The sequence below is a fragment of the Rhizobium sp. CB3060 genome (genome assembly GCF_025200735.1).
GTDB lineage: Bacteria > Pseudomonadota > Alphaproteobacteria > Rhizobiales > Rhizobiaceae > Rhizobium.
On sequence record NZ_CP104158.1, the window covers coordinates 2,834,087 to 2,861,046 of the forward strand.

The window sequence follows — 26,960 nt, forward strand, 5'->3', positions numbered from 1 at the left end:
CTTTCAATTACAGGAAGATAGGAAGGAAACGGTTAAGCCTAGTGGCCGCCGCCGCCCGCGCCTCTCGGTGGGGCGTTCGGCTTGCTCAGCATCAATACGCCAAAAATCATCGCAAGGAACAATACGGTCAACATCAGGAAGACATCGCCGAAGGACATGATGACCGCCTGCTGCTCCGCCATGTTGACCAACTGCCGCAACGCTGCCTGCGGGCCATCCAGACCGTTAGCGGTGAAATTGGCGGTCATATTATTGAGCTTATCGACGGCGGCGGGGCTACCCCAATGAACATGATCGCGCAGATGCATGTAATGGGCGTCCTGACGGGTGCTAAGCACCGTATTGATGATGGCGAGCCCGACGGCGCCGCCGAGATTGCGGGTCAGGTTAAACAGCCCGGAAGCACCGCGCATGCGGGCGGGAGGCATCGTTCCGAGCGCGATGTTATTGATCGGCACCATGCACAACATCAGCCCGAAACCGCGAAGAATCTGCGGGATGAAGAGCTCCCAGAAATCCCAGTCCGTCGTCAAGCCCGTCATGATCCACGTGCCGGTCGCGAAACTGCAGAAGCCGATGATCATCATGAGCCGAAGATCCATCTTGCCGGAAAGAATACCGGCGAGAGGCGCAGTGAAGAACATCGCCAGGCCAGAGACGAACATCGTTTCGCCGATCATCAGCGAATCATACCCACGGATACGGCTGAGATAGACCGGATAGATATAGGTCAGACCATAAAGCCCGATGCCCATGACGAAGGAGAACATCGAACCAAACGCGAAGTTCTTATTGCCGAAGGCCTTCAGATCGACGACAGGAAAATCGACAGTGAAGGCCCGGTAAAAGAAGATGAGCGCGCCGATCGCCGAAGCAATCGCGGCAATCACGATATAGTCGTCGTTGAACCAGTCGTTGGTGTTGCCTTCTTCAAGCACATATTCCAGCGCGCCGAGAAACAGCGCCATGGAGAACAATCCCCACCAGTCGAATTTCTTCATCAACGACAGCTCTGGCTTATCGAAGTCGATGAAATTCCAGGTGACAATGGTGACGATGATGCCAGGCCCAATGTTGACGAGGAACAGCCAGTGCCAGGAAAATGCGTGGCTGAGATAGCCACCGACCGTCGGGCCGATGGTCGGCGCAAGTGTTGCGATCAAACCGATAATCGGCGACACGATGTTGCGCTTTGACGGCGGGAAAATGGTGAAGGCCGCCGCGAAAACCGACGGGATCATGCCGCCGCCGATAAAGCCCTGCAGCGCACGATAGACGATCATCTGATCGATGTTCGTCGCCGTCGCACAAAGACCGCTGGCAATGGTGAAGCCGGCAGCGGAAGCCGCGAAAAGATATCGTGTCGAGATGATGCGGGCCAGCGTTCCCGAAAGCGGGATCATGATGACTTCAGCGATCAGATAGGCTGTCTGGACCCACGGAATTTCATCCGAGCCGGCGCTAAGGCCGGCCTGGATTTCGCTGAGGGAGGCGGAAACGACCTGAATGTCGAGGATCGACATGAACATGCCGAGCACCATCGCAAAGAAAGCGATGAGTTTGCGGGGGTCCATGTGGTCCGCCGCTGGGACGACGGGACCGGCTGTCGAACCTACGGTCGCTGCTGTCGAGGCCATCGGCGCTCTCCGAACTTAGTTGCTGGCCACCCGATCAGGCGCAGTGCGCGTATCGACATCGACGACGACACTCAGACCAGCGCGCAGACGACCGCTGTCGAGCGCGTCCTGCGGCAGTGCGATACGAACCGGCACGCGCTGGACCACCTTGGTGAAATTGCCCGTCGCATTTTCCGGCGGCAACAGCGAGAAGACCGAACCAGAGGCCGGTGAGATCGACGTTACCGTACCGACGATCGGATGATCGCTATAGGCATCGACATGGACGTTCACCTTGGAACCGGCAACCAGATGCTGGATCTGCGTTTCCTTGAAGTTGGCGTCGATATAGAGCTGGCGGGTCGGAACCAGTGCCATCAGCTTCTGGCCAGGCGAAACGAGATCGCCTTCCTGAACCGAACGATTGCCGACAATGCCGTCATAAGGCGCCTTCAACACTGTAAAGGAGAGATCGCGGGCGGCCTTGTCGCGAGCGGCCTCCAGGCCCTTGATCGTGCTTTCGGCCTGGCGACGCTGCGCCTGCAGCAGGTTGATATTGGCCTGAGCCGACGCGATGGCGGCATCGCCGCCGACGAGATTGGCCTTGGCCTGGTCGAGAGCGATATTGGCGCTGTCCAGCGACGCAGTGGTGCCGACGGACTTCGACTGAAGTTCGGCAGCGCGTGTCTGGGTGATCTGCGCGCCGCGTACCGTCGCTTCCAGAGCAACCTTTTGAGCCTGCGACTGGGCAAGAGCAGCCTGGCCGGCGGCGATCTGCGCATCGATGGTGTGCAGTGAAAGCTGCTCGGTATCGAGCGATGCCTGGGCCTGTTCAAGCGCCAGCTTGTAGTCGCCGTCGTCGAGCGTGGCGAGCACATCGCCCGCCTTGACCTGCTGGTTAGCGACGACGTTCACCTTGGCGACATAGCCCGTCACTTTCGGCTGGATGGTCGCGATGTCACCTTCGATATAGGCGTCATCGGTCGACACCAGGAAGCGGCCGTTCGTCCACCAGTCATAGCCGTACCAACCGCCGCCAACGAGCACCAGAACGGCGATGATGGGCAGTGCCAGGCTGCGCCGCTTCTTCTCGGTCGGCGGTGGGGCCGCTTGGACCGGGTGAGCAGGCGCAGCCTGGGCGGGGGGCGGGCTGTTAGGCTTTTCCGTGGCAGGAGCCTCAGCGGTTGCACCGGCATTCCGTGCTTCCACTTCGACGTCAGCGGAATCATCAACGATGCGCGCTACATTGTTACTATGACTTGACGACATTGCCCTACCACCGGAAATCTGACTAAATAATCGAACCGTACGGTTCAGTTCAGTTGACATAGATCGTTTTTCATTCCATATCAAGTCATATCGAACCACCCGGTTCGATTTAATTAACGAATCTGATTAAGATTCTGAAAAAGTGATCGCGAAGGAGACGATGAAACACGAACCGCAAAATACCGCCGTCTTGAACGCACCCGCATCCGGGGGGCGTTGGGCCGCTGGAGAAGACCCAGTCAAGCGCCAGCAAATTTTGGATGGCGCCAAGCGTGTCTTCATGAAAATGGGGTTCGATGCCGCGAGCATGAACGACGTCACGCGCGAAGCAGGCGTCTCCAAGGGCACGCTCTACGTCTATTTCGCCAACAAGGAAGATTTGTTCGCTGCCATGGTGGACAGCGAACGTGCGCATTTCGTCGAGACCGTGCGCACAGCGCTTGCCGACGATACCGACGTCGCCACCAATCTCTATGAATTCGGCATGGTGTTCGTCACCCACGTCACATCGGACAAGACCATCAGCGCCATGCGCACCATCATCGGTGTGCGCGAACGCATGCCCTCCCTCTGTCAACGCTTCTTCACCGGCCCGGAAAACCTGCGCACTGTTCTGCGCGGTTTCCTCGAACGTCAGGTTGCGGCCGGTCATCTCCGCATCGAGGACTTCGATATGGCAGCCCGTCATTTCCTCGACATGGCCAGCGGCAGCTACTTCAAGCTGAGACTGTTCGGCGACATGGATTTCCCGCCCTCGAAAGAGGAGATCGACTATGTTGTGCGCGGCGCCGTTCGCGTTTTCATGGCTGCTTATGGTATCAATCGGAAAGATCAGGCCTGACCGCCTGCCGATAGCCAGCGGATATCTGACCCCAATCCCGCAATCGCGATCAAACCCGATAGCCGGTCGGCGCCTAACAATGGGCGGGCAACCAGGGAATCGAACATGAGCGCGATCGGAAGAGCGATATGGTTCATCGAAAGCCATTTCTCGTCGGACATCTCGCTGGACGAAATTGCCGATACGGCCGGCCTGTCGCGCTATCATCTGTCGCGCGTCTTCGGGCTCACCACCGGCCATTCGATCAGCGGGTACATCAGGGGCCGACGCCTTAGCGGGGCGGCTCTTGCGCTGATCAACAGCTCATCGACCATTCTCGAGGTTGCCCTCGATGCGGGCTACGGCTCGCATGAGGCTTTCACCCGTGCCTTCCGCGAGCAATTCGGCATGACGCCGGACAGCTTGCGCAAACAGGGGCACGCCCGAAACCTTGTTTTGCTGGAGCCTATCAGAATGGACGACACCCGCCTTCCCAAACTCGACGCGCCGCGTTTCGAGACCCTCCCCGCAATGCTGTTCGCCGGCCTTGCGGAAACCTATGCCTATGAAGCCACGCAAGGGATTCCCTCGCTTTGGCAGAAATTCAACCAGCATTTCGGCCATATTCCCGGCCAGGTCGGCAATGTCGCCTATGGCGTCTGCATCCTCGCCGAAGACGAGAGCGAAACCTTCCGCTATATCGCCGCCGCCGAGGTTAGCGCGGTCGACGATCTGCCGGAGGGTTTTACGACCTTGAAACTGCCGCAGCAGCGCTATGCCGTCTTTACCCATCGCGGCCATATTTCCGGCATCTCCGCCACCGTGCATCAGATCTTCGGTGACTGGCTGCCGCAATCCGGCCAGGAGCACGCCGGCGTGCCCGACACGATGGAGCGTTACGACGACCGTTTCGATCCCCGCACCGGCACCGGCGTAACGGAGATCTGGATTCCTCTCAAGGCATAGAAATATGCGCGCGTGCCGCGAAAATAGTCGTGGCGCTTGCACCTGCGATTTCGCTCCTTACATAAGCGACCATCATTGAGGAGCCGGAGCTGGGGGTCAGCGTCGGCAGACGCTGACCAGAGGAAAATCATCAATGGACATTGTTGGCTTGGTGCAGGATCCGAGCGCATGGATCGCGCTTGTCACGCTCGTCGTCATGGAGGTGGTCCTCGGTATCGACAACCTCATCTTCATCTCGATCCTGACCAACAAGCTGCCGGTCGAGCACCGGGAAAAAGCACGCAAGATCGGCATCGGCCTTGCCTTGGTCATGCGCCTTGCCCTGCTCGGCACCGTCGCCTGGATCGTGCAATTGACGGAACCGGTCTTCGAAGTCTTCGGCCAGGGCTTCTCCTGGAAGGATATGATCCTGATCGGCGGTGGCCTGTTCCTGGTCTGGAAGGCGACCAAGGAAATCCATCACAATGTCGATCCGCTGGAACATGGCGAGGATTTCATCGCCAAATCCACGACGACCGGCTTTGCCTCGGCCATCGGCCAGATTCTGCTGCTCGATCTCGTCTTTTCGATCGACAGCATCATCACCGCCGTCGGCATGACGCCGCATCTGCCGATCATGTTCATCGCCGTCATCGCCGCAGTCACCGTCATGCTGGTGGCCGCAACGCCGCTTGCCAACTTCATCGAGAAGAACCCGACCATCGTCATGCTGGCGCTGGCCTTCCTGCTGATGATCGGCACGACGCTGATTGCCGAAGGCATGGGCTTCCATGTTCCCAAGGGCTACGTCTACGCCGCAATGGCCTTCTCCGCTGCGGTCGAGGTGCTGAACATGCTGGCCCGGAACCGGCGGAAAAGAGCTGCCGGCGGGCACTGAAACCATCGGCCATGACTATATGTAGGCCCGCCTGTCGCCGGCGGGCTTTGCGTCGGCGGAACTTTGCAGCGAAACCTGCATTGATTCATCTCGGCGATATGTATCGGCAAAAGCTGGCGTCACGATCCGGCCTTGGATCCTTGGCAACAATATCATCGGAGCGGCATGTCCACTCAGCAAGCACTTGCATTTGGTGTTATTGCCCTGATGATGGCCGCCTTCATCTGGGGTAGGATCCGCTACGATATTGTAGCGTGCTCGGTACTCGTTCTCGCTGTAGCGCTGGGCCTCGTCCCTGCCGAGAATGCTTTTTCCGGCTTCAGTGATGATATCGTCATCATCGTCGGCAGCGCGCTAGTGGTGAGCGCCGGTGTCGCCCGATCAGGCATAATCGATTCTGCCATACGGCGCTTCTTTCCGAAGCTTGAATCCCCCCATACGCAGCTCGCACTGCTGACGATCGTGGTTGCGGTGCTGTCGGCTTTCATCAAGAACATCGGCGCTTTGGCGATCATGATGCCGGTTGCCTTTCAGTTTTCGAAAAAGACGGGCGTTTCACCCTCGCGCTATCTGATGCCGATGAGCTTCGCCGCGCTTCTGGGCGGCCTGATGACGCAAATCGGCACCTCGCCGAACATCGTGGTGTCGCGGCTGCGGCAGGAGATCAGCGGAACGCCCTTCTCCATGTTCGACTTCACGCCTGTCGGCGCACTCCTGACCTTGGTCGGTGTTCTCTTCCTGATTTTCTTCCATCGCCTCGTACCTGAACGCAGCCACAAGAATCCCTCGCTGGAAGACGCACTGGACATTGAAGCCTATTTTTCCGAGGCGTCGGTCCCCGAAGGCTCGGGTGCCGTTGGCAAACCTCTGCACGAAGTTCTTCGCAACGGTGATGGAGAAGTTGTGGCAACCGCGATCCTGCGCGGCGATCTACGCCTTTCACCGGTTCCCGACGTCATGCTCCAGGCCGGGGACACTATCCTGCTGGAGGGCGGCCCAAAGGCTCTGGACCTAGTCGTTTCCGGCGCCAGCCTGAAGCTTTCCGGCAAGCCGATGGCCGAGGTGCATAAGGAGGACGGCGACATCATCGCGGTCGAGGCTGTCATCGCGCAGGATTCCAGCCTGGTCGGCGTATCGGCCCGCGATCTTTCGCTGTTTCACACCCGCGGTATCAACCTGCTGGCGGTCAGCCGCAAGGGTGAGCGCCTCGGCGAAAGGCTCGCTGGCATTTCGTTGCAGGCAGGCGATGTCGTGGTCTTGCAGGGCAGCCGCAACGCCATGCCGGCCTTCCTGCAGGAAAATGGCTGCCTGCCGCTGGCCAAACGGGAGATCATGCTCGGGACGAGGCGGCGTGCCTACATACCGCTTCTGATCCTCGTCGCAGCCATGGGGACGACCGCCACCGGCCTGGCGCCTGTATCGGTTGGCTTCTTTGCCGCCGCTCTCGCCATGTTGCTTTTTCGGGTCATTCCATTGGCCGACGTCTACAAAGCCGTCGACGGGCCAATCCTCGTGATGCTTGCAGCATTGATCCCGGTCTCGGATACGCTTCGCACAACTGGTGGCAGCGAGCTGATTGCCCACTGGCTCGGGCACTTCGCCACTCAGTTGCCACCCTATGGCGCGCTTGCACTGATCCTGGTCACTGCCATGGCGGTAACACCTTTCCTCAACAACGCCGCCACGGTGCTCGTCATGGCGCCAATCACCATCAGCTTTGCGCAGACGTTGGGTTACCGCCCCGAGGCGTTTCTGATGGCGGTGGCGGTCGGCGCCGGCTGCGATTTCCTGACGCCTATCGGTCATCAGTGCAACACCCTCGTGATGGGACCCGGCGGCTACAAATTCAGCGATTATCCACGTCTCGGGCTGCCATTATCGTTCATCATTATCATCGTGAGCGTGCCAGCCCTGCTTTATGTCTGGCCGGTGAGCTGAGCAGTTTCCCTTGACGTTATCCGTTGAATATGGCCTAAGCCTGCCAAACGGAAAACGCGGGATTGAAGCGGCAAGGCGCCCTTTTCCGGCCGGTTTCCTGATCCAGATAAACATCCCCAGCCGGGCAGCGCTTATCCCAAGCAGCGGCCTGGCTTTTTCTGACGGGCAAACAAGATGACAACATCAGGCGTTCGCGTCCGCATCGCACCCTCCCCGACCGGCGAGCCGCATGTCGGCACAGCCTACATTGCGCTGTTCAATTATCTCTTCGCCAAAAAGCATGGCGGCGAGTTCATCCTGCGCATCGAAGACACCGACGCGACGCGCTCGACCCCGGAATTCGAGACCAAGGTGCTCGATGCGCTGAAATGGTGCGGCCTGAAGTGGTCCGAAGGCCCCGATATCGGTGGTCCCTACGGCCCTTATCGCCAGAGCGACCGCAAGGACATTTACAAGCCCTTCGTCGAGAAGATCGTCGATGCCGGCCACGGCTTCCGCTGCTTCTGCACGCCCGAGCGCCTCGAAAAGATGCGCGAAGCCCAGCGCGCCGCCGGGCTGCCGCCGAAGTATGACGGGCACTGTTTGAACCTGACGGCCGAGGAAGTCTCCACGCGCGTTGCCGCCGGCGAGCCGCATGTCGTACGCATGAAGATCCCGACCGAAGGTTCCTGCAAATTCCATGACGGCGTCTATGGCGATGTCGAAATCCCGTGGGACGCAGTCGACATGCAGGTCCTTCTCAAGGCCGACGGCATGCCGACCTACCATATGGCCAACGTCGTCGACGACCATCTGATGAGGATCACCCATGTGGCGCGCGGCGAGGAATGGCTCGCCTCGGTGCCGAAGCATATTCTGATCTACCAGTATCTCGGCCTCGAACCGCCGCAGTTCATGCACCTGTCGCTGATGCGCAATGCCGACAAGTCGAAGCTGTCGAAGCGCAAGAACCCGACGTCGATCTCCTATTACACCGCACTCGGCTATATTCCCGAGGCGCTGATGAACTTCCTCGGCCTGTTCTTCATCCAGATCGCCGAGGGCGAAGAACTGCTGACCATGGACGAGCTTGCCGAAAAGTTCGATCCGGAAAACCTCTCCAAGGCCGGCGCGATCTTCGATATCCAGAAGCTCGACTGGCTGAACGGCCGCTGGATTCGCGAGAAGCTGTCGGAGGAGGAGTTCCAACATCGGGTGCTCACCTGGGCCATGGAAAACAGCCGCCTGAGGGAAGGCCTGAAGCTGTCGCAGTCGCGCATCTCCAAGCTCGGCGAACTGCCCGACCTAACCGGTTTCCTGTTCAAGTCCGACCTCAACCTCGATCCCTCGGCTTTTGCCAAGATCAAGTCGACGCCGGAAGAGCTGCTGGAAATCCTGAACACGGTACAGCCCGATCTCGAAAAGATCCTCGAATGGAATGTCGAGACGATCGAAGCCGAACTGCGCGCCATTGCCGACCGCATGGGCAAGAAGCTGAAGGTGGTGGTCGCTCCCCTCTTCGTCGCCGTATCGGGCTCGTCGCGCTCGCTGCCGCTTTTCGACAGCATGGCGATCCTCGGCCGCTCCGTCGTGCGTCAGCGGCTGAAACTTGCCGCCCAGACCGTTGCGACCCTCGTCGGCCCGAAGAACTGAACCGGACGTAAAAATCATGAACGACAAGACCGAAACATCAGGCCTTTCCTCTGACGCGACGGAAGTCCGCCGGCAGAAGCTAAAGCTGCTGCGCGAACAGATCGGAGACGTCTATCCGGCGCATTTCCACCGGACGCTGACCAATGCCGAGCTGGCTGCAAAATACGAGGGCCTTGAGCCGGACACCGAAACGGGCGACGTCGTCACCGTCGCCGGCCGCGTCTATTCCTCCCGCAATTCCGGCATGTTCATGGATATCCATGACGCCTCCGGCAAGATCCAGATCTTCAGCCACAAGGATGTAACGTCCGAAGAGGCCCGCGCCCTGCTGCCGATGATCGACATCGGCGACATCATCGGCGTGACCGGCGTCGTGCGCCGCACCAAGCGCGGCGAGCTGACGATCAACGCTCAGCAAATCACCATGCTGACCAAGTCGTTGTTGCCGATGCCGGAAAAGTGGCATGGCCTGTCAGATATCGAGCTGCGCTACCGCAAGCGCCATCTCGACATCATGACCAACGAGGAATCGAAGCTTCGCTTCCAGCAGCGCAGCCGCATCGTCTCCGGCATCCGCCGCTTCATGGAGACTGACGGCTTCATGGAAGTCGAGACGCCGATGCTGCATTCGGTCTATGGCGGCGCCACGGCCGAGCCGTTCAAGACGCATCACAACACGCTGAAGCTCGACATGTATCTGCGCATCGCGCCGGAACTGTTCCTGAAGCGCACGCTGGTTTCGGCCCTCGCAGACAAGGTGTTCGAGATCAACCGCAACTTCCGCAACGAAGGCGTCTCCACCCGGCACAATCCAGAATTCACGATGATGGAGTGTTACTGGGCCTATGCCGACTACGAGGACATGATGGACCTCGTGGAACGCCTGTTCTCGACGCTGGCGATATCGATCCACGGCAGCACCGAATTCGCCTTCGGCGACAAGCAGATCTCCTTCAAGGGCCCGTTCCGCCGCGTGCCGATGCCCGACGCCGTCAAGGAAGCGACCGGCATCGACTTCCTGGCGATCAAGACCGATGAGGAAGCGCGCGCCGCCGCCAAGGCCGCCGGCTTTGCCGTCGAGAAGGACGCCACATGGGGCGAATGCCTCGCGTTCATTTTCGAAGAGAAGGTCGAGGGCACGCTGATCCAGCCGGCTCACGTCACGCATTTCCCGAAGGACATCTCGCCCTTCGCCAAGGAAGTGCCGGGCGAACCGCGCCTCGTGGAACGCTTCGAGACCTATTGCAACACCTGGGAACTCGGCAACGCCTTCTCGGAACTCAACGATCCGGAAGAGCAGCGCGCCCGCATGGTCGAACAGCTCGAACAAGCCCATGCGCGCGGCGAGAAGCAGAAGGAACTGGACGAGGAATTCCTCGACGCCATCGATCAGGGGATGCCGCCCGCCGGCGGCCTCGGCATCGGTGTCGACCGCCTGATCATGCTGCTCACCAATTCCCCGTCGATCCGCGACATCATCCTGTTCCCAGCGCGGCGCAGCAAGGCGGACTAAAGCAATTCCAGGAAAAGTGCGCAGCGGTTTTCCGCCCGGAATGCGTAAGAACAAAGGGATAGAGCGGGAAAGCGATCCCCTGAAACGCTGAACCGCTCTAACACGGTTTCGCACAGACGACAGGCCGCCAGGTTAAGCCATGGCGGCCTTTTTTATTGGGCCATTGCCTGCGAATTGCGTATAAGTTCCCGCCAACGCGCGGCGAATCCTCGCCCTCCGGAAACAAGAGGCACGAACAATGACTGAAAAAGAAAATCCGACCGCCGACGCCGATCACGAGCAGCAGCGCCTCGACGATCTCGCCGAACTGGGCGATATCGATCTGACGCAATTCGCGCCGGGCACATTCGGCTGCCATGAGGCGATGCACACGACCTCGCTCATGCTCGACATGACCGACGACCATCTCCTGCAGCACCCCGCCATCCTCGCCAATCCGGAATTCTACCGCCTTGCCGGCGACGTCCACGAAGCCTTGTTTGCGCTTTATCAGGCCATCGGCGAGAAACATCTGGCGGATTGAGGGATTATCCTGGCCCCGGCCAGGTGACGTCTGCCGTCAATTGGTGACCGGCGACCGCCGGTTGCTGGCGCCTGTCATCGTCGGATCCAGACCCGGCGATGGTGCCGCATTTGGTTCGGTGGCGTCGGCGCCAATGAAGCTGCCGGTATTGTTGCCCTCCGGCGGGAGACTGCTCCTCGACGCGGGAGGATTCTGTTCCGGAGGAGTCGCGGGCGCATCCTCCTTTTCCTCGCGGGCGACGGCTTTCTGTTCGGCGGCTTCGGCGGCCTTCTGCTTGTCTTTCTTGGCGCTGCCGCCTGCCTCGCTGTCGGCAGACAGGGGATTGTCGCAGTCGCTGTGATCCTGAAGCGCTGCAAGCGCGTCATCGATATCCTTGGGCAGCATATTGATCTGTTCGCCATAAAACAGACCTTGGGCGCTCGCGCCACCATTGTAGTAGCGCGCCGTCACCGGCTCCTCGGCTGCACCATCGGCAACCTTGTCCGGATGCGGAACATAAACGACATCGGCCCCCAGCGCCCGGCCGCGAATATCGGACCGTAGCGTCGGGCCGTTCTTATCAAGGACGACGACCTGAACGAGATCAGGCTTTTGCTCGTCATACACGGCTTTGGCGACGCGAAGCGCCGTTTTGACGCGCGTCAGCCCATCGGTCGGGTCCGTGCGGATATATTTGCGCACCCAGAGCCGATTCTCCTTGCGGATCGTAACCAGATTGACGTCGCTGCATTTCAAACCGTTCGGGGAGGCGGAGGCAAGACCCAAAAGCCTGTCTTTGCCGAGATAAAGCGCGAAGACGCCGGAGCAGCCTATCAACAAGGCCACTCCGCCGATGATGAAGACAAGCTTCCGGGATGGCCGGAAAATGTGCAGTAAGGCGCTCACGCCAACTGCTCCACCATAGAGCACTCCAACGCGACAAGATGATCAACTCTCACGTTAGGGGATATCGCGTTTCGGAATACTTAAAGAAGAGATGAATCTTGTACCGCTCGCATTTCCGCTACCAAAAAAGGTCCAAGCCTTTCAGACTGATGCTGGTTCTTGCCTTGCACGGCAAACCCATGCTCTAACCGGGGCATGGCCTTCACTTTGAGACAGCTTCAATATTTCGTCGCCGTGGCGGAACAGGGCTCCATCACCCGCGCGGCTCAGAACCTGTCGATCTCGCAATCTTCGGTCACCGAAGCCCTGAAGGAGCTGGAGAGCGATCTTGGCGTCGAGCTTTTCGACCGCCATCCGCGCGGTCTCTCCATCACCCATAACGGCCACCAATTCCTGCGCCACGCCACAAAGATCCTCGCGACCGTTTCCGACGCGCGCACCAGTTTTTCCAGCCAGCAGAATGCGGCCGGCGGCACGTTGAATATTGGCGTCACCTCGCTTGTCGCCGGCTATGTGCTGTCCGACCTCCTGGCGCGCTACCGTCGCGCTTGCCCCGGCGTCGAGGTCAGCGCCATCGAGGACAATGGCGGCTATCTCGAGCATCTTCTGGTTGGTGGCGAACTCGACGTCGCCGTCATGGTCATTTCCAACCTGCGTGACCGCATGGCGCTACAGGCCGAAATTCTCGAGACATCCCCCTATCGTCTCTGGTTGCCCATGGGGCATCCCCTGGTCTCCGCCGATATCATCAGCGTCGCCGACATCACCCGCGAACCGCTGATCATGCTGACCATCGACGAGATCGAGGAGAATACCGGCAAGCTGCTGACAGCGCTCGGCGCCCGCCCGCATGTCGCCTTCCGCACCCGCTCCGTCGAGGCAGTTCGAAGCCTGGTTGCCACGGGTGCCGGCGTGGCGCTGCTGCCGGATCTCGTCTACCGCCCCTGGTCGCTGGAAGGCGACCGCATCGAAAGCCGCGACGTCTCCGGCTCGCTGCCGGTCGTCCAGGTTGGCATGGTCTGGCGCAAGGGGTCCAGCCTGCCGCAAGCCGCCCGCGATTTCGTCGGCATTGCGGAAGCCATGCGCTCGGGCCGTCAGCGATAGTAGAGAGCTGAAAAGCTTTTCATGTAATCTTCCGATTTCAAATGGCGTATGTGACGCCGGTAATCCGTTCCAGATCACTGAACAGAGCGCGCCAAGCGGAGGGATCATCCGCATAGGGAGCCGTTTTCGCCTCGACGGGATTGCCGCGTAGCTCCATAAAGCCGCCAGGTCCGTAATAACCGCCAGGTCGGGCGTTCTCCAAAGTTGCAGCCATAAGGCTCGGCCACGCGCCTTTCTCCGAACTTTGCAGCAAAGGGTACGTTAAGATGCCGGCGATCTTGGTGCTCAAGGTTGTTGCGGCAAAGAGATTGGTTCGCGCGCCGCCAGGATGGCTGATGGTGGATAGTAGTCGGTCGCCCGCGCGACGCTGTAACTCACGAGCGAAGAGGACGTTGGCAAGCTTCGTCTTGGCGTAGACGCGCATCGGCACGTAGCTGTCCTTGGCCTCAAAATCCGTTATCCGTCCCGGCTTGAACATCTTATGTGTGCCGGACGCGACTGTTACGACACGTGGGCGGTTCGCGCGCAGCAATGCAGGCAAAAGCAAACCAGTCAAACGGTAAGGCCCGAAGACATTGGTCGCGAACTGCAGCTCGTGGCCGTCGACGCTAACTTCGCGCCGAGGAAGGCCCATTACGCCAGCATTATTGATCAGCATATCGATAGGATGGCCGTATTCGAGCTGGCTGTCGGCGAATGCTTGAACGGACACAGGATTGGAAAGGTCCAAGACACCCGAGCGTACAGTGGCGGTCGGAATAATGTCGCGGATGCGCTTTACCGCGTCCTCGCCTTTGGACTTGCTGCGCGCGCCGATCGTAACCTGTGCGCCGGCGCGAGCCAATTCGAGCGCGGTATGCCATCCTATTCCGCTGTTGCCACCTGTAACGATTATACGTCTACCCGTTTGCGGGGGGATTTCTGCAGGGGTCCAAGCATTGCTCATTTTCATTGCTTTCTGTCTGTGGAAGCTGGCGCGCTGTAACTTTGTTTGCGCAAAGCGGTACATTGTGACAAAATTTACTCTTTCTGTCAAAAGGAATTGACGATAGCCAAAGATCAAGAGGAGAAATGCAATAACTTGACAAAAAACACTCAATTTGTCACAAGCGGCTATGGCGCCCAGGATAACCCCAGAAGAAGTTGCTTCACGCCGCAACACCATTTTGAATGCCGCAAAATGGTGCTTCCTCAATTTTGGCTTCGCCAAAACGTCGCTGGACGATATCGCTAAACGCGCCTGCATTTCGCGCACGCTGCTGTACAAAATGTTCAGCAACAAAGAGGATATCTTTACTGCCGTGTTTCGGCACTGGCTGATATCCCGACACCCGCTTGCCAAGGCAGCCGTTACTGGCGCTGGCACGAAGCAGGAGCGCCTCTTTGAGGTCTGCCGTATTATGCTGATCGAGCCTTGGGCGGACATGATTGGGGCACCTATGGCCGGCGAGTTCTATGAAGTGTGTGAACGGCTAGACCCGGAAATTGATGCGCTACATCGCAAAGTCGCGTTCGAGTGTATATCGGCAATTGTGGCGGATAGGACGGCCACTGATGTGTTCATGCTGTCGTTAGACGGTCAGATTGGGGACGATCCTTCTGTTCCCGTTCTTGAGAAACGAGTCCGATTGCTAATCGATCGTTTCATTTGAAGCTGCTTTGTCTTTGTCCGCTTCTCGCGGATTCTTCCCTACGCATATCGGGTAGGTGCCGAGCTTACTTGCGACACATATATGCCAAGTGAGATATCGGAAATTCCGATACCGCCTTTCTGATAAATGAATTTGCGAATACGGCAAAATAGCGTCACCTTTTCTCTGGGAACATAACGCCAGAAACTGGCTCCGATACCAACTGGCTCAAGAACCGGGAGAGTTTGATGAAGCATCTGCTGAAATCATGCACGGCAGCGCTCGCATGCTTAAGTTTCGCCACGCAGGTCGTCGCCGCTGCGCCGCTGAAGACGCTCGGCAAAGGCGAAGGCGCCGTCAGCATCGTTGCTTGGTCCGGCTATATCGAGCGCGGTGAGAGCGACAAGAATTACGACTGGGTCACCCAATTCGAGAAGGACACGGGCTGCAAGGTCAGCGTCAAGACCGCCGCCACCTCCGATGAAATGGTGGCGCTGATGAACGAAGGCGGCTTCGATCTCGTCACAGCCTCGGGCGACGCGTCGCTCCGCCTCGTTGCCGGCAAGCGGGTTCAGCCGATCAACGTCGATCTGATCCCGAGCTGGAAAAATCTCGATGAACGACTGAAAAACGCGCCGTGGCATACCGTCAACGGCGTCCATTACGGCGTGCCCTATCTCTGGGGGCCGAACGTCCTGATGTACAACACCGACGCCTTTAAGGATAAGACACCGAAGAGCTGGGATGTCGTCTTCGAGGAAATGACCCTGCCGGATGGCAAGTCCAACAAGGGCCGCGTGCAGGCCTATGACGGGCCGATCTATATCGCCGATGCCGCGCTCTACCTGATGGCCCACAAGCCGGAACTCGGCATCAAGGACCCATACGAACTCAACGAAGACCAATACAAGGCCGCCCTTGACCTGCTGCGCGGCCAGCGCAAGCTCGTCAGCCGCTATTGGCACGACGCGATGATCCAGACGGACGACTTCAAGAACGAAGGCGTCGTCGCCTCGGGCTCCTGGCCGTTCCAGGTCAACCTGCTGCAAGCGGATAAGCAGAAGATCGGCTCGACCTTCCCCGATGAAGGCACGACCGGATGGGCCGATACGACCATGCTGCATGTCGACAGCCAGCATCCGAACTGCGCCTATATGTGGATTGAGCATTCGCTACAGCCAAAGGTCCAGGGCGACGCTGCGGCCTGGTTCGGCGCCGTGCCTTCGGTCCCGGCTGCGTGCAAGGGCAACGAGCTCCTGACCGACAGCGGCTGCGCGACCAACGGCTATGATCATTTCGACAAGATCAAGTTCTGGAAAACACCGGTCGCCAAGTGCAAGACCGAGAGCGAATGCGTGCCGTACCATCGCTGGGTTTCAGACTATATCGGCGTGATTGGGGGCAGATAGTTCACGCCGATTATGGCGACCGCCTCTCCATTCTAAAGAGCGCGATCGCACCGGGGCGATGAGGGGCCTGATATCTGAAGCCCCTCATCGCCTCACCGAGCCCTCTTCCAAGCGAAGAGGCGCAACGGAACAACATGCCCTTCTTCTCTGCATACCCGGGAGCATCCCATGACCGCCGTTCGTTTCCAGCAGGTATCGCGCCATTTCGGCCAGGTCCGCGCCGTAGACCGCGTCGATCTAGAGATTGAGTCCGGTGAATTCTTCGCCATGCTCGGCCCTTCCGGCTCTGGCAAGACCACTTGCCTCAGGCTCGTCGCCGGTTTCGAGCAGCCGACCGGCGGCCATATCGAGATCTTCGGCGAAACCGCCGAGGGCGTGCCGCCCTACCGGCGCAACGTCAACACGGTCTTCCAGGACTATGCCCTCTTCCCGCACCTCAACATCCTCGACAATGTCGCCTATGGGCTGATGGTCAAGGGTATCGGCAAGACCGAAAGGCTGAGGGCCGCCGAACAGGCACTCGAACTGGTGAAGCTACCGGGTTATGGTGACCGCCGCCCCGGCCAACTCTCGGGCGGCCAGCGCCAGCGCGTGGCGCTGGCCCGCGCTCTCGTGAACAAGCCGAAGGTGCTGCTGCTCGACGAACCGCTCGGTGCGCTTGACCTCAAGCTGCGCGAGCAGATGCAGGAAGAGCTGAAGAGCCTTCAGCGCGCGCTCGGCATCACCTTCGTCTTTGTCACCCACGATCAGGGCGAAGCACTCTCCATGGCCGACCGCGTCGCCGTCTTCAACAATGGCAGGATCGTGCAGGAGGGCACGCCGCACGACATCTATCAGCGGCCGAAGACCCGCTTCGTCGCGGATTTCGTTGGCTCTTCCAATGTGATCGCCCCTGAGACCATGTCATCGCTCGGCGGTGAACGGCGCTGGGCGAGCCTGCGGCCGGAAGCGATACGGTTGACAGAGGGGGCCGGTGTTCCGGCGACGGTGCAGGCGACCAGCTTCCTCGGCGCCGCCACCCGGCTTTCGGTCGAAGCGCAGGGCACGCGCATGCAAGTCACCGTGCCGGCCGGCCAACCTATCCCCGACACCGGCGCCTCGGTGCGCATCGCTTGGCTGCCCGCCGACATCCATTACATGGACGACGCCGCATGATATCAGCCGCCATCTCAACGGCTGCACCGGCAGCCACCTCGATCCTGCCACGTCGCGGCGGTTTCTTCGGCCGCCTCTCGGATCTCTTCTGGCGCCGCCCGAAACTCCTGCTTTTCCTCATGCTGACGCCGCCGCTGCTCTGGCTCGGCATCATCTATATCGGCTCGCTGATCGCGCTGCTGCTGCAAAGCTTCTTCTCGATCGACGACTTCTCCGGAATGGTGAATTACGAATTCACGCTCGCGACCTATGCGCAGCTTTTGAATTCCGCCAATTTCGACATCATCATCCGCACGGTCGTTATGGCGGCGCTGGTGACCATCGCCTCCTCGTTCGTCGCTTTTCCGATCGCCTATTATGCGGCGCGCTACGCCAAGGGAAAATGGAAGGCGCTGTTCTATCTCGGCGTCATGCTGCCGCTCTGGTCGAGCTATCTGGTCAAGGTCTACGCCTGGAAGCTGATCCTCGCCAAGGAAGGCATATTGACCTGGCTTTTCGACAGGCTCTACCTCGGCTGGCTGCTCGACGGCGTGCTCAGTCTCCCGATCGTCGGCGGAAATTCGCTGTCGGTGAGCTATATCGGCACCTTCCTGGTCTTCGTCTATATCTGGCTGCCCTATATGATCCTGCCGACGCAGGCTGCCCTTGAGCGCGTGCCGGCCAACCTCCTCGAAGCCTCCGCCGATCTCGGCGCGACGCCGAACCAAACCTTCCGCACGGTGCTGCTGCCGCTGGCCTTGCCGGGTGTCGTTGCCGGCTCAATCTTCACCTTCTCGCTAACGCTCGGCGACTACATCATTCCGCAGATCATCGGCTCGTCGCGTCTCTTCATCGGTCAGGCCGTCTATGCGCAGCAGGGCACGGCCGGCAACGTGCCGCTCGCCGCCGCCTTCTCGGTGGTACCGATTGTCATCATGGCCATCTATCTCTGGATCGCCAAGAAACAGGGGGCCTTCGATGCGCTCTGATCGCGGCCAACGCGCGTCCGTGCCCCTGAAGATCGCCGCCGCCGGCGGCCTGCTCTTCCTGCATCTGCCGATCCTGCTGATCTTCGTCTATGCCTTCACGACGGAGGAAAAGAGCTATCAGTGGCCGCCGCCGGGCCTCACGCTGCAATGGTTCGGCATAGCCTGGAACAGGCCGGACGTCTGGTCGTCCTTGGCACTGTCGGTGCAGGTGGCGACCGTCGCGACTGCCATCGCTCTCGTGCTCGGCACGCTCTGCGCAGCGGCCGTCAGCCAGACGAAATTCTTCGGTCGCGAGGCGATCTCGCTGCTGGTCATCCTGCCGATCGCGCTTCCCGGTATCATCACCGGCATAGCGCTGCGCTCGGCCTTCAGCCTGTTCGACATTCCCTTCTCGGTCTGGACGATCGTTCTCGGCCACGCCACCTTCTGCGTTGTCGTGGTCTATAACAACGCCGTCGCCCGCTTCCGCCGCACTTCCGGCTCGCTGATCGAAGCCTCGATGGATCTCGGCGCCGACGGCTTCCAGACGTTCCGCCATGTGATCCTGCCGAATATCGGCACGGCGCTGCTTGCCGGCGGCATGCTCGCCTTCGCGCTGTCCTTCGATGAAGTCATCGTCACTACCTTTACCGGCGGTCAGCAGATGACCTTGCCGATCTGGATGCTGGAAGAGCTGATCCGCCCGCGCCAACGTCCCGTCACCAATGTCGTCGCCATGGTCGTGGTGCTCGTCACCTTCCTGCCGATCCTGGCAGCCTACTATCTTACCCGCGACGGCGACCAAATCGCCGGCGGCGGCAAATGAAAGGGAGATAATTATGGACACCCAAATGCTGATCGGCTCCCGCTTTGAGGCCGGTTCGGAGACGGAAGAGCATATTCTCAACCCGAAGACGGGTGAGACCGTGCTCAATCTGCCGGAAGCCTCGCTCGGCCAGATCGATGCCGCCGTCAACGCCGCCGAGAAGGCTTTCGCGAGCTGGTCGCAGACGACGCCCGCCCAGCGCTCCACCTATCTCCTGAAGATTGCCGACGCCATCGAGAAGGATGCCGAAAGCTTCGCGACGCTCGAGGCGCTGAACTGCGGCAAGCCGATCAATGCCGTACTCAACGACGAAATCCCCGCCATCGTCGATTGCTACCGCTTCTTCGCCGGCGCGGTGCGCAACCTGCACGGCCCGGTCGCCGGCGAGTACCTGCCCGGCCACACCTCAATGATCCGCCGCGATCCGATCGGCATTGTCGGCTCCATCGCACCGTGGAACTATCCGCTGATGATGATGGCCTGGAAGCTGGCGCCCGCCATTGCCGGCGGCAACACCGTCGTCTTCAAGCCCTCGGAACAGACGCCGCTGACGGCATTGAAGATGGCGAAACTCCTGTCGGACATCCTGCCTGAAGGCGTCGTCAACGTCATCCTTGGCCGTGGTGAGAGCGTCGGCAATGCGCTGATCAACCATCCGAAAATCGGCATGGTCTCGATCACCGGCGATGTCGCCACCGGCAAGAAAGTCCTGCAGGCCGCCGCCAAGACGGTGAAACGCACCCATCTCGAACTCGGCGGCAAAGCCCCGGTCATCGTCTTCGATGACGCCGATATCGACGCCGTCGTCGCCGGTATCCGGACCTTCGGCTATTACAATGCCGGCCAGGACTGCACCGCCGCCTGCCGCATCTATGCCGATGCCAAGGTCTACGACAATTTCGTCGCCGACCTGACCTCTGCCGTCTCCAGCATCAAGTTCAACCTTGCCGACGACACGGAGAACGAAATCGGCCCGCTGATCTCCAAGCGCCAGCGCGACCGCGTCGAAAGCTTCGTCACCCGCGCCGCCGAACACCGGCACATGGAAATCACCACCGGCGGCAAGACCTCGGGCGATCGCGGCTTCTTCTACGCCCCCACCGTGGTTGCCGGCGCCACGCAGGACGACGAAATCGTCCGTCGCGAAGTGTTTGGCCCCGTTGTCTCCGTCACCCGCTTCACCAGCACCGACGATGCCGTCGCCTGGGCTAATGACAGCGACTACGGCCTTGCCTCCTCCGTCTGGACCAAGGACATCAGCCGCGGCATGCAAACCGCCGCCCGCCTGCAATATGGCTGCACTTGGATCAATACCCATTTCATGCTGGTCAACGAAATGCCGCATGGCGGCCTGAAGCAATCCGGCTACGGCAAGGACATGTCGGTCTACGCGCTGGAAGACTACACAGCCGTCCGGCACGTCATGATCAATCATGGGTGAGAAGCGGTTCGGTGTAACCGAAGCAATCGACCCAGCGGGTCGATTGCAGCGCCGAACGCCCTGAGCCACGCGAAGGGCCGGTGGTGCAGCACTTGCGAAACGTCTGCTGAAAGGCATTGGTTTCAAGAATGCCGCCCTACCACCGCTCCCCGCAATCGAAACGGCATCGGAACAATTTCCCCTTTTCTGCGTCTTCATTAGGCGCAACGCAGAGGAGATTTTCTAATGCTGAAATGGGCTCTGATATTCTTCGTGATTTCGTTGATAGCCGGCTTTTTCGGCTTTTCCGGCGTCTCGGCCGCAACAGCGACGATCGCCCGCGTGCTCTTCGCGCTCTTCCTGATCGTTTTCCTGGTGTTCCTGATCATGGCAGTGATGGCCGGTAACGCGGTGCTCTAAACCGACGAGATATCAACGATGCTTCGGCGGGCGGGCTACACCAGGCTCGCCCCGACATTGATCGCAAGCGCCAGGATCGTCGTGTTGAACAGGAAAGACAGGATGGCGTGCAGCAGTACCAGCTTGCGCATGCTGACGGAAGATACGCCGATATCGGCTGTCTGGGCGGCGACGCCGATGGTGAAGGAGAAATAGAGGAAGTCCCAATAGATGGGCTCCTCTACCGGCTCGGCGAACTTCAACCCCTGCCCCCTACCCGAACCGCGATAGAAGCGGTGCGCATAGTGGACCGTAAAAAGCATGTGCAGAAACACCCAGGAAATCAGGATCGTTACGATCGCCATCAATGCACGGAAAAGCGCTACCTGCGGCGGCGCCTCCTTGACGCCGAGCAGTTCCAGAGCGATGCCGCCAACACTGGCGACTGCGGCCGCGATGGACAGGAACAGCAGAACGGCATCCGAAAAATCGAGATCGGCCGAACGCTTGCGGATGCGATGCACATCGGATGTTAGCATCCGGTACAGGCTGAATACGATATAGATGATGGCGGTGGCATCCCAGGCAACAAGCAAGTTGCTCGGATTGAACGCACGCGAGGTCAGAAGCAGGAAGCACACGATGCCGGCCGCAACGCTGACCAGAATCACCTGATGCTTGTGCAACAGCACGGCGGTCCCGGAACGATGCTGCTCTCCGCCCATTCGCATGCCGCTCTCCATTCACTAAATATCCATCAGATATAGATTCTCTGACGTAGGTGGCAAACAAAAAGAGGCCCCGCAATGCGAGGCCTCCGCGCTTGGAGAAGACGCTAGTTCAAGCCGTCCAGCCACCGTCGATGACATGGATCTGACCGGTGGTGAAACCCGCCTCGTCGCCGGCGAGATAGGTCACCAGGGCAGCGATCTCCTCGGCAGTCGCGATGCGGCCCATCGGCTGGCGGGCGATGAAGTCCTTCATCGCCTTCTCATAATCGCCGGTGGCGCGCAGGCGCTCATGCAGCGAGGGGCTGTCGACCGTGCCGGGGCAAATGGCATTGACGCGGATACCCTTGGCGACGAAATCGGCGGCGATCGACTTGGTGAGGCCGATCACCGCTGCCTTGGAGGCGCAGTAGGCGAAGCGATTCGGTACGCCCTTCACACTGGAGGCGACCGAGGACATGTTGACGATCGAGCCTTTGCCCTTTTCGAGCATGCCCGGCAGGAAGGTGCGGCAAGTCGTGTACATCGCCTTGGCATTGAGATTGAAGGAGAAATCCCAATCCTTCTCCTCGCAGTCGAGGATGGTGCCAGCATGTACGAAGCCGGCGCAATTGAAGAGCACGTCGATCGGACCGAGTTCATCGGCATATGCCTTGACCGCGGCGCTGTCGAGCACGTTCAGCACATGCTTGCTGGCGCCTTCCAGCGTCGAAAGCGTCTGCTCGTTGATGTCGGTGGCATATACATGCGCCCCGAGCGAGATGAAGCGCTCAGCCGTCGCGCGGCCAATCCCCTGTCCCGCCGCCGTGATGACGACCTTCTTGCCTTCCAATCCGTGACCCATAATCCTGATCCTTTCCTCCAGGGCATGATCCCGAGACCGAAAGGCCACGAAGCGAAAATGCGTGGTTGCTTGCGGATAAGATCATGCGAAAACAAACAGCTAGAGCCGCCTGCCCTAGCTTTCGAACGATTGCGCGAAGAGCTGGTTGAGCTTGTCGATGAGGACTGTATGCCGCGCGGCGGTGCGCAGTCCATTGGTAATAATGTTGGAAGCCTCGCTCTGGAAAGCCATGTAGCCGTCATGACGCGGCCGGACATAGGCGCCCTCCAACGTCGCGCGCGTATTGCGGTAAAAATCGAGCGCCGGCCCGTTAACGCTATCGCTGCCCCAGGCGTCGGCATGGCCGGGCTGGCCATTGCCACTGGCGTAGGCGCCCGCCTGCACCGGCCCGCTGGCAATCCAGCGTGCAAAGGCCTTGGCCTCCTCCGGCACCTGCGTCCGGGCCGAAACGGCAATACCCGTGCCGCCGAGCGCTGAGCCTTTGGGCGCGCGGCCATCGATCACGGGCATGTCGGCAAAGGCTAAGCGCGCCGGTCGGAATCCGGCAAAGGAATAGCTGACATAGCCATAGGCGAAGGGGACGACGTCATAGGGGCAATCCAGCTCACCCATCAGCTCGAAGACAGCTATCGGGTCCATGTCGTCACATTTGGCATCCATGCCGCCGACGAGCCGTGCCATCCAGTCGAGCACAGCTTCTCCATCCGCCGTGGCGATCAACTCCGGTCCTTCGACGCTGCAGGGCGTGCCGAGATGTGCCGCAAGCGTGAAGAAGGTCATCAGCGAATGCGGCGGCCGCATCGGCAGGATCGCCCTGCCCCTGGCCGCGAGCGATACGATCTCGGCAAGATCGGTGATCGGCCCACTCAACCGATCCGGCCGGTAGGCCTGAACCTGTGTCGCCGCATCGATCGGGAATCCCCACTGCCGGCCCTGCCAATTGTAGCTCGGATAGGAGCGCCCGACCGTGCCGGCGGCGATTGCGACAAGTTCACCGGCATGGTCCGCATCGTCGAGCGGCAGCAGGCAATTCTCCCGCGTGATCTGGCCGACATGCGGATGGTCGATGACGATCAGATCATAGGCGGCCGCAAGCTCCTCCACTGGAAAGGTCTCGAAATCCTGCAGCGAGCGCTTCTCCCATACGACCTCGACGCCGGTCTTTTCCTTCCAGATGGCCGAGCATGCCACCATCGGATCGTAGCCGCGCGGATGCGACCAGGTCATTCCCTTGAGTGTCACCATCATTCTCTCTCAGTTTGCCGCTTTGCGCTCGACGATCAGAATATGGTCGGCGGCGAGGACGACCTCGTCGCGCTGGTTCAGCACTTCGCAACGCTCGACAACGCGGCCGGACGCCGGGCGCTTCGGATCGTCCTCTTTCGCCGATATCGTCACCCGCGTGCGGATCGTGTCGCCGATATGCACAGGGCGAATGAACCGCAGCCGGTCGTAGCCATAGGAAAAGGCGACGGGATTGATGAGTGAGGCCGTCAGCCCGACGCCGATCGAGAAGATCATCGTGCCGTGGGCAATGCGCTGACCGCCAGGCAAGGTCTTGGCGAATTCCGCGTCCATATGATGCGGAAAGAAATCGCCGGTGTGGCCGGCATGGACAACGAAATCGGTCTCGGTGATCGTGCGTCCGGTCGTTATGCGGACGTGGCCGAGCTCATAGTCTTCAAAGTAGATCCTTTGTTGGGCCATCGCTTACACCTTTGGAAGTCCGGCAATCGGCGTTGCCGGCTCAGCGCTCGATTGATAGGCGGCCTCAACCAGCGCCATGGTCTGCCAGCCATCCTCGACGGAGCCGACCAATGTCTGGTCCTCGCCCGAGGCGAAACGCTGCAGATTGGCCATACGGTTGACGAAGGCATCCGGGAACCAGGCGCCTTCAAGCTTCACCTCGACCCACTCGCTGCCGCCGGCCGGGCGAATCCACAGCTCGTCCGGCTCGCCGCGCGGATAGTCGAGATTGACCCCGAGTTTGATATAGGCCGCACCCTTGGTGCCGGAGATGCGGAACTCGCAGGCCTGGAATTTGCGGCCGAATTCATGGTCGTGATTGACCGAGAGCACACAGCGCACCTTGTCGCCATAGTCGAGGATCGCGGCCGTGCGCGTCTGCGCCACCTCATGGTTCGGATGGCCGATCGTCTTGGCATGCACCCCCTTGGGATTGCCGAGCAGGCCGCGAATGAAATCGAGATAGTGGATCGAGTGCATGGCAATCTCGATCCGCGGTAGGCCTTTCAGGAAAGGCCAGAGCCCCCACGGCGTTGCAAGCGCCAGCCAGGCGTCGAAATCGACGACCTCGCCGAGATAGCCTTTATCGACGGCATCATAGAGCGCCAGCATCATCGGTGCGAACCGAAGCTGGAAATTGACAGCCGCCTTGATGTCGCGCTCGCGGCATACCCGGAGAATTTCCGTCGCCGCAGCCAGATCGGTGCCCATCGGCTTCTGGATCAGCGCAAAAGAGCCGCGCGGCAGCTTGGCAAGGATAGCGGTATGGGCGGCCGGCGGCGTTGCCAGATCGAAGATCGCACCTTCGACGGCAAACGCCTCCGCCTCGGATGCAAAGGCGCAAATGCCCCATTGGGCCGCCAACTCCGCTGCCTTCTCGGCATTCGGATCATAGAGACCGGCGACCGGGAAGCCCGCCTTGTTGTAGGCCGGCAGATGCGCGTCGCCGACGATGCTGCCGGCACCAAAAATGACGATCGGGCGGGGATTCGACGGCTTCGGCCACCATTGGCGGAGAGATTTGGGATCGAAGGTCATTGGATATCTCCGGCGTTGGCGGCAACCTTGCCTTCTCCCCTCGGGCAGAAGATGGCCCGAAGGGTCAGATGAGGGGGTCTCGCGGCATATTCGGAGCTGCGTTGAGCGGAAAGCAAAAGGCGAAGTTCGCCCGGTAACGCCCCCTCAACCCGCGCTCCGCGCGTCCTTCTGCCCGCTGGGGAGAAGGTGCGCACCCTCATCTCAGTCATGATGAAACACCTCTTCCATCATGGCCCACCACTCGCCTTCCTTGCGGGTCTCGAGCGGCTTCTGACAGGGCATGCAGACGGACCACCATTCCTGGTTTTTCGGGCTTGCGGCCATCTTGGCCATGTCAGCCTCGAAATCCGTGCCGACATATTCCCAATAGCCGAAAAGCAGATTTTCCGGCTCCTTCAGGAAGATCGAATAGTTGGTGATGTTGCACTCGGAGATCAGCGCCAGGATCTCGGGCCAGACGGCCGCATGCAGGCGCTTGTATTCCTCGATCTTCGACGGCTCCAGGCCGATCACCATCCCCATCCGCTGCATGGCATATTCCTCCTTCAGCCGTGGATTTCCCGTGTGAATTCGCCGATCGAGCGTGCCTTCACCGCTTCCCAATCCCAGGCGATACCGATACCGGGCTCGGAGGGTGCGATTGCCCTGCCGTCGATGATCTCCATGCCCTTGGTGGTGAGGTCGTCGAGCTGCGGGATATATTCGACATATTTCCCGTTCGGCACGGCGCAGACGAGGCTGACATGCAGCTCCATCAGGAAATGCGGGCAGACCGGAATATCGAAGGCTTCCGCCGCATGTGCCACCTTCAGCCAAGGCGTGATGCCGCCGATACGGGCAACGTCGACCTGGACGATCGAGCAGGCGCCCTTCTGCATATATTCGCGGAAATGCCGGATCGAATACATGGATTCGCCGACCGCAATCGGCGTCGGCGTCGAGCGCGTCAGGCGAATATGGCCATCGAGATCGTCTGATGGCAGCGGCTCCTCGATCCAAGCGAGATCGAGTTCTCTCAACCTTGCAGCACGGCGGATGACCTCATCGACCGTAAAGCCCTGATTACAGTCGGTCATGATCTCGAAACCCATCCCAAGCGCCAGACGCATGGCGGAAAGCCGGTCGTAATCTTCCGAGCCATGCGGCTTGCCGATCTTCACCTTCGAGCCGGAGAAACCCTTGGCCTTCGCCTGCAAGGCATCCTCGACCAAAGCCTCCTTCTCGATGTGCAGCCAGCCTCCCTCGGTCGTGTAGAGCGGGCAACGATCCTTGGCGCCGCCGGCAAGCTTCCAGAGCGGCAGCTTCTGCTTCTTGGCGCGCAGATCCCAAAGCGCCGTGTCGATGGCGGCGAGCGCCAGCGCGGTAATGGCGCCGATGGTCGTCGCATGGGTCGCGAATTCCATTTTGTGCCAGATCGCCTCGATGCAATCGGCATCCTCGCCGATCAGCAGCGGCACGAGATGGTCCGACAGCAGCCGCATGACGGAGGAGCCGCCGGTGCCGATCGTGTAACTGTAGCCGGTACCGACGGCGCCGTCGGAATCGGTGATGGTGACGATCGGCGTCTCCTGGCTGACAAAGCTCTGGATCGCATCCGTCCGCTTCACCTTCGGCGGCAGGTCGACCATGCGCAGCTCAATTTTCTCGATGCGGGCCATGTGCTTGCCTCCCCCG

At 60.1% G+C, this 26,960-nt stretch carries 26 protein-coding genes; 15 read left to right on the forward strand and 11 right to left on the reverse strand.

Annotation, left to right across the window (positions count from 1 at the left end; translation table 11 throughout):
- Positions 1 to 38: 38 nt before the first annotated feature.
- Together N2601_RS13715 and N2601_RS13720 are read right to left on the reverse strand one after the other, a co-directional pair.
- Positions 39 to 1,637 (reverse strand): DHA2 family efflux MFS transporter permease subunit, encoded by a 1,599-nt coding sequence (locus N2601_RS13715; RefSeq protein ID WP_104824330.1) that lies wholly within the window; start codon positions 1,635 to 1,637, stop codon positions 39 to 41.
- Between the two features lie 15 nt (positions 1,638 to 1,652).
- Entirely contained in the window at positions 1,653 to 2,885 is a 1,233-nt protein-coding gene (locus N2601_RS13720) for an HlyD family secretion protein (RefSeq protein WP_104824331.1), read from the reverse strand.
- 160 nt (positions 2,886 to 3,045) lie between these two features.
- On the opposite strand from N2601_RS13720, the gene N2601_RS13725 reads away from it, so the two are divergent.
- The 7 genes from N2601_RS13725 (at position 3,046) to N2601_RS13755 (ending at position 11,154) form a co-directional block, all read left to right on the forward strand.
- The gene (locus N2601_RS13725; RefSeq protein ID WP_104824332.1) at positions 3,046 to 3,726 is read left to right on the forward strand and encodes a TetR/AcrR family transcriptional regulator; all 681 of its coding nucleotides are present in this window, start codon (positions 3,046 to 3,048) and stop codon (positions 3,724 to 3,726) included.
- Positions 3,727 to 3,831: 105 nt separating this feature from the next.
- On the forward strand, positions 3,832 to 4,671 hold the full coding sequence (locus N2601_RS13730) for a GyrI-like domain-containing protein (protein ID WP_104824333.1): 840 nt from the start codon (positions 3,832 to 3,834) through the stop codon (positions 4,669 to 4,671).
- Positions 4,672 to 4,804: 133 nt separating this feature from the next.
- Positions 4,805 to 5,548 carry a TerC family protein gene (locus N2601_RS13735; protein WP_104824334.1) on the forward strand — a complete coding sequence of 248 codons (744 nt, stop codon included), beginning with the start codon at positions 4,805 to 4,807 and terminating at the stop codon, positions 5,546 to 5,548.
- A 165-nt stretch (positions 5,549 to 5,713) separates the two neighbouring features.
- Positions 5,714 to 7,486, forward strand: a complete 1,773-nt coding sequence (locus tag N2601_RS13740) for an SLC13 family permease (protein ID WP_104824335.1) — start codon at positions 5,714 to 5,716, stop codon at positions 7,484 to 7,486.
- 174 nt (positions 7,487 to 7,660) lie between these two features.
- Positions 7,661 to 9,118, forward strand: coding sequence for a glutamate--tRNA ligase (gltX, locus tag N2601_RS13745; protein WP_104824336.1), 1,458 nt, complete (start codon positions 7,661 to 7,663; stop codon positions 9,116 to 9,118).
- 16 nt (positions 9,119 to 9,134) lie between these two features.
- On the forward strand, positions 9,135 to 10,631 hold the full coding sequence (lysS, locus tag N2601_RS13750; RefSeq protein ID WP_104824337.1) for a lysine--tRNA ligase: 1,497 nt from the start codon (positions 9,135 to 9,137) through the stop codon (positions 10,629 to 10,631).
- A 238-nt stretch (positions 10,632 to 10,869) separates the two neighbouring features.
- Positions 10,870 to 11,154, forward strand: coding sequence for a hypothetical protein (locus N2601_RS13755; RefSeq protein WP_104824338.1), 285 nt, complete (start codon positions 10,870 to 10,872; stop codon positions 11,152 to 11,154).
- Between the two features lie 36 nt (positions 11,155 to 11,190).
- Here the strand turns inward: N2601_RS13755 and N2601_RS13760 are convergent, their stop codons facing one another.
- On the reverse strand, positions 11,191 to 12,039 hold the full coding sequence (locus tag N2601_RS13760) for a hypothetical protein (protein WP_104824339.1): 849 nt from the start codon (positions 12,037 to 12,039) through the stop codon (positions 11,191 to 11,193).
- A gap of 195 nt (positions 12,040 to 12,234) precedes the next feature.
- On the opposite strand from N2601_RS13760, the gene N2601_RS13765 reads away from it, so the two are divergent.
- Positions 12,235 to 13,143 (forward strand): LysR family transcriptional regulator, encoded by a 909-nt coding sequence (locus N2601_RS13765; protein WP_104824340.1) that lies wholly within the window; start codon positions 12,235 to 12,237, stop codon positions 13,141 to 13,143.
- Between the two features lie 37 nt (positions 13,144 to 13,180).
- On the opposite strand, the gene N2601_RS13770 is transcribed toward N2601_RS13765, so the two are convergent.
- Entirely contained in the window at positions 13,181 to 14,425 is a 1,245-nt protein-coding gene (locus N2601_RS13770) for an SDR family NAD(P)-dependent oxidoreductase (protein ID WP_260303146.1), read from the reverse strand.
- On the opposite strand from N2601_RS13770, the gene N2601_RS13775 reads away from it, so the two are divergent.
- The 7 genes from N2601_RS13775 (at position 14,310) to N2601_RS13805 (ending at position 20,951) form a co-directional block, all read left to right on the forward strand.
- A complete protein-coding gene (locus tag N2601_RS13775; protein ID WP_260303147.1) occupies positions 14,310 to 14,795 on the forward strand; it encodes a TetR/AcrR family transcriptional regulator in 486 nt (161 codons plus the stop codon). The two genes, N2601_RS13770 and N2601_RS13775, sit on opposite strands and share 116 nt — an antisense overlap.
- 227 nt (positions 14,796 to 15,022) lie before the next feature.
- Positions 15,023 to 16,183: an ABC transporter substrate-binding protein gene (locus N2601_RS13780; RefSeq protein WP_260303148.1), complete on the forward strand. Its 1,161-nt coding sequence runs from the start codon at positions 15,023 to 15,025 to the stop codon at positions 16,181 to 16,183.
- Positions 16,184 to 16,351: 168 nt separating this feature from the next.
- Positions 16,352 to 17,338 carry an ABC transporter ATP-binding protein gene (locus N2601_RS13785; protein WP_260303150.1) on the forward strand — a complete coding sequence of 329 codons (987 nt, stop codon included), beginning with the start codon at positions 16,352 to 16,354 and terminating at the stop codon, positions 17,336 to 17,338.
- Positions 17,335 to 18,306, forward strand: a complete 972-nt coding sequence (locus N2601_RS13790; protein ID WP_260303151.1) for an ABC transporter permease — start codon at positions 17,335 to 17,337, stop codon at positions 18,304 to 18,306. Before N2601_RS13785 ends, N2601_RS13790 begins: the two co-directional genes overlap by 4 nt.
- Positions 18,296 to 19,111 carry an ABC transporter permease gene (locus tag N2601_RS13795; RefSeq protein WP_260303152.1) on the forward strand — a complete coding sequence of 272 codons (816 nt, stop codon included), beginning with the start codon at positions 18,296 to 18,298 and terminating at the stop codon, positions 19,109 to 19,111. Before N2601_RS13790 ends, N2601_RS13795 begins: the two co-directional genes overlap by 11 nt.
- 13 nt (positions 19,112 to 19,124) lie before the next feature.
- Positions 19,125 to 20,552: a gamma-aminobutyraldehyde dehydrogenase gene (locus tag N2601_RS13800; RefSeq protein ID WP_260303153.1), complete on the forward strand. Its 1,428-nt coding sequence runs from the start codon at positions 19,125 to 19,127 to the stop codon at positions 20,550 to 20,552.
- A 225-nt stretch (positions 20,553 to 20,777) separates the two neighbouring features.
- Positions 20,778 to 20,951, forward strand: a complete 174-nt coding sequence (locus tag N2601_RS13805) for a DUF1328 domain-containing protein (RefSeq protein ID WP_104824347.1) — start codon at positions 20,778 to 20,780, stop codon at positions 20,949 to 20,951.
- A gap of 35 nt (positions 20,952 to 20,986) precedes the next feature.
- On the opposite strand, the gene N2601_RS13810 is transcribed toward N2601_RS13805, so the two are convergent.
- The 7 genes from N2601_RS13810 to N2601_RS13840 form a co-directional block, all read right to left on the reverse strand.
- On the reverse strand, positions 20,987 to 21,661 hold the full coding sequence (locus N2601_RS13810) for a DUF1345 domain-containing protein (RefSeq protein ID WP_104825216.1): 675 nt from the start codon (positions 21,659 to 21,661) through the stop codon (positions 20,987 to 20,989).
- Between the two features lie 109 nt (positions 21,662 to 21,770).
- A complete protein-coding gene (locus N2601_RS13815; protein ID WP_104824348.1) occupies positions 21,771 to 22,502 on the reverse strand; it encodes an SDR family oxidoreductase in 732 nt (243 codons plus the stop codon).
- A gap of 114 nt (positions 22,503 to 22,616) precedes the next feature.
- Complete coding sequence (locus N2601_RS13820; RefSeq protein WP_104824349.1) at positions 22,617 to 23,750, reverse strand: extracellular solute-binding protein; 1,134 nt, start codon at positions 23,748 to 23,750, stop codon at positions 22,617 to 22,619.
- A 6-nt stretch (positions 23,751 to 23,756) separates the two neighbouring features.
- Entirely contained in the window at positions 23,757 to 24,209 is a 453-nt protein-coding gene (locus N2601_RS13825; protein WP_104824350.1) for a MaoC/PaaZ C-terminal domain-containing protein, read from the reverse strand.
- Between the two features lie 3 nt (positions 24,210 to 24,212).
- On the reverse strand, positions 24,213 to 25,286 hold the full coding sequence (locus tag N2601_RS13830) for a Gfo/Idh/MocA family protein (protein WP_104824351.1): 1,074 nt from the start codon (positions 25,284 to 25,286) through the stop codon (positions 24,213 to 24,215).
- Between the two features lie 201 nt (positions 25,287 to 25,487).
- Positions 25,488 to 25,817, reverse strand: a complete 330-nt coding sequence (locus tag N2601_RS13835; RefSeq protein WP_104824352.1) for an L-rhamnose mutarotase — start codon at positions 25,815 to 25,817, stop codon at positions 25,488 to 25,490.
- Positions 25,818 to 25,831: 14 nt separating this feature from the next.
- Positions 25,832 to 26,944 (reverse strand): mandelate racemase/muconate lactonizing enzyme family protein, encoded by a 1,113-nt coding sequence (locus N2601_RS13840; protein WP_104824353.1) that lies wholly within the window; start codon positions 26,942 to 26,944, stop codon positions 25,832 to 25,834.
- Positions 26,945 to 26,960: the final 16 nt, after the last annotated feature.

Excerpts from the sequence above, each read along its gene's own strand:
- N2601_RS13805 (WP_104824347.1), top strand. The coding sequence starts at position 20,778 with ATGCTGAAATGGGCTCTGATATTCTTCGTGATTTCGTTGATAGCCGGC.
- N2601_RS13780 (WP_260303148.1), top strand. The coding sequence starts at position 15,023 with ATGAAGCATCTGCTGAAATCATGCACGGCAGCGCTCGCATGCTTAAGT.
- N2601_RS13735 (WP_104824334.1), top strand. The coding sequence starts at position 4,805 with ATGGACATTGTTGGCTTGGTGCAGGATCCGAGCGCATGGATCGCGCTT.
- N2601_RS13740 (WP_104824335.1), top strand. The coding sequence starts at position 5,714 with ATGTCCACTCAGCAAGCACTTGCATTTGGTGTTATTGCCCTGATGATG.
- lysS (WP_104824337.1), top strand. The coding sequence starts at position 9,135 with ATGAACGACAAGACCGAAACATCAGGCCTTTCCTCTGACGCGACGGAA.
- N2601_RS13830 (WP_104824351.1), bottom strand. The coding sequence starts at position 25,286 with ATGACCTTCGATCCCAAATCTCTCCGCCAATGGTGGCCGAAGCCGTCG.
- N2601_RS13795 (WP_260303152.1), top strand. The coding sequence starts at position 18,296 with ATGCGCTCTGATCGCGGCCAACGCGCGTCCGTGCCCCTGAAGATCGCC.
- N2601_RS13755 (WP_104824338.1), top strand. The coding sequence starts at position 10,870 with ATGACTGAAAAAGAAAATCCGACCGCCGACGCCGATCACGAGCAGCAG.
- N2601_RS13720 (WP_104824331.1), bottom strand. The coding sequence starts at position 2,885 with ATGTCGTCAAGTCATAGTAACAATGTAGCGCGCATCGTTGATGATTCC.
- N2601_RS13835 (WP_104824352.1), bottom strand. The coding sequence starts at position 25,817 with ATGCAGCGGATGGGGATGGTGATCGGCCTGGAGCCGTCGAAGATCGAG.
- N2601_RS13715 (WP_104824330.1), bottom strand. The coding sequence starts at position 1,637 with ATGGCCTCGACAGCAGCGACCGTAGGTTCGACAGCCGGTCCCGTCGTC.
- N2601_RS13725 (WP_104824332.1), top strand. The coding sequence starts at position 3,046 with ATGAAACACGAACCGCAAAATACCGCCGTCTTGAACGCACCCGCATCC.
- N2601_RS13815 (WP_104824348.1), bottom strand. The coding sequence starts at position 22,502 with ATGGGTCACGGATTGGAAGGCAAGAAGGTCGTCATCACGGCGGCGGGA.
- N2601_RS13790 (WP_260303151.1), top strand. The coding sequence starts at position 17,335 with ATGATATCAGCCGCCATCTCAACGGCTGCACCGGCAGCCACCTCGATC.
- N2601_RS13825 (WP_104824350.1), bottom strand. The coding sequence starts at position 24,209 with ATGGCCCAACAAAGGATCTACTTTGAAGACTATGAGCTCGGCCACGTC.
- N2601_RS13840 (WP_104824353.1), bottom strand. The coding sequence starts at position 26,944 with ATGGCCCGCATCGAGAAAATTGAGCTGCGCATGGTCGACCTGCCGCCG.
- N2601_RS13765 (WP_104824340.1), top strand. The coding sequence starts at position 12,235 with ATGGCCTTCACTTTGAGACAGCTTCAATATTTCGTCGCCGTGGCGGAA.
- gltX (WP_104824336.1), top strand. The coding sequence starts at position 7,661 with ATGACAACATCAGGCGTTCGCGTCCGCATCGCACCCTCCCCGACCGGC.
- N2601_RS13800 (WP_260303153.1), top strand. The coding sequence starts at position 19,125 with ATGGACACCCAAATGCTGATCGGCTCCCGCTTTGAGGCCGGTTCGGAG.
- N2601_RS13810 (WP_104825216.1), bottom strand. The coding sequence starts at position 21,661 with ATGCGAATGGGCGGAGAGCAGCATCGTTCCGGGACCGCCGTGCTGTTG.
- N2601_RS13730 (WP_104824333.1), top strand. The coding sequence starts at position 3,832 with ATGAGCGCGATCGGAAGAGCGATATGGTTCATCGAAAGCCATTTCTCG.
- N2601_RS13785 (WP_260303150.1), top strand. The coding sequence starts at position 16,352 with ATGACCGCCGTTCGTTTCCAGCAGGTATCGCGCCATTTCGGCCAGGTC.
- N2601_RS13820 (WP_104824349.1), bottom strand. The coding sequence starts at position 23,750 with ATGATGGTGACACTCAAGGGAATGACCTGGTCGCATCCGCGCGGCTAC.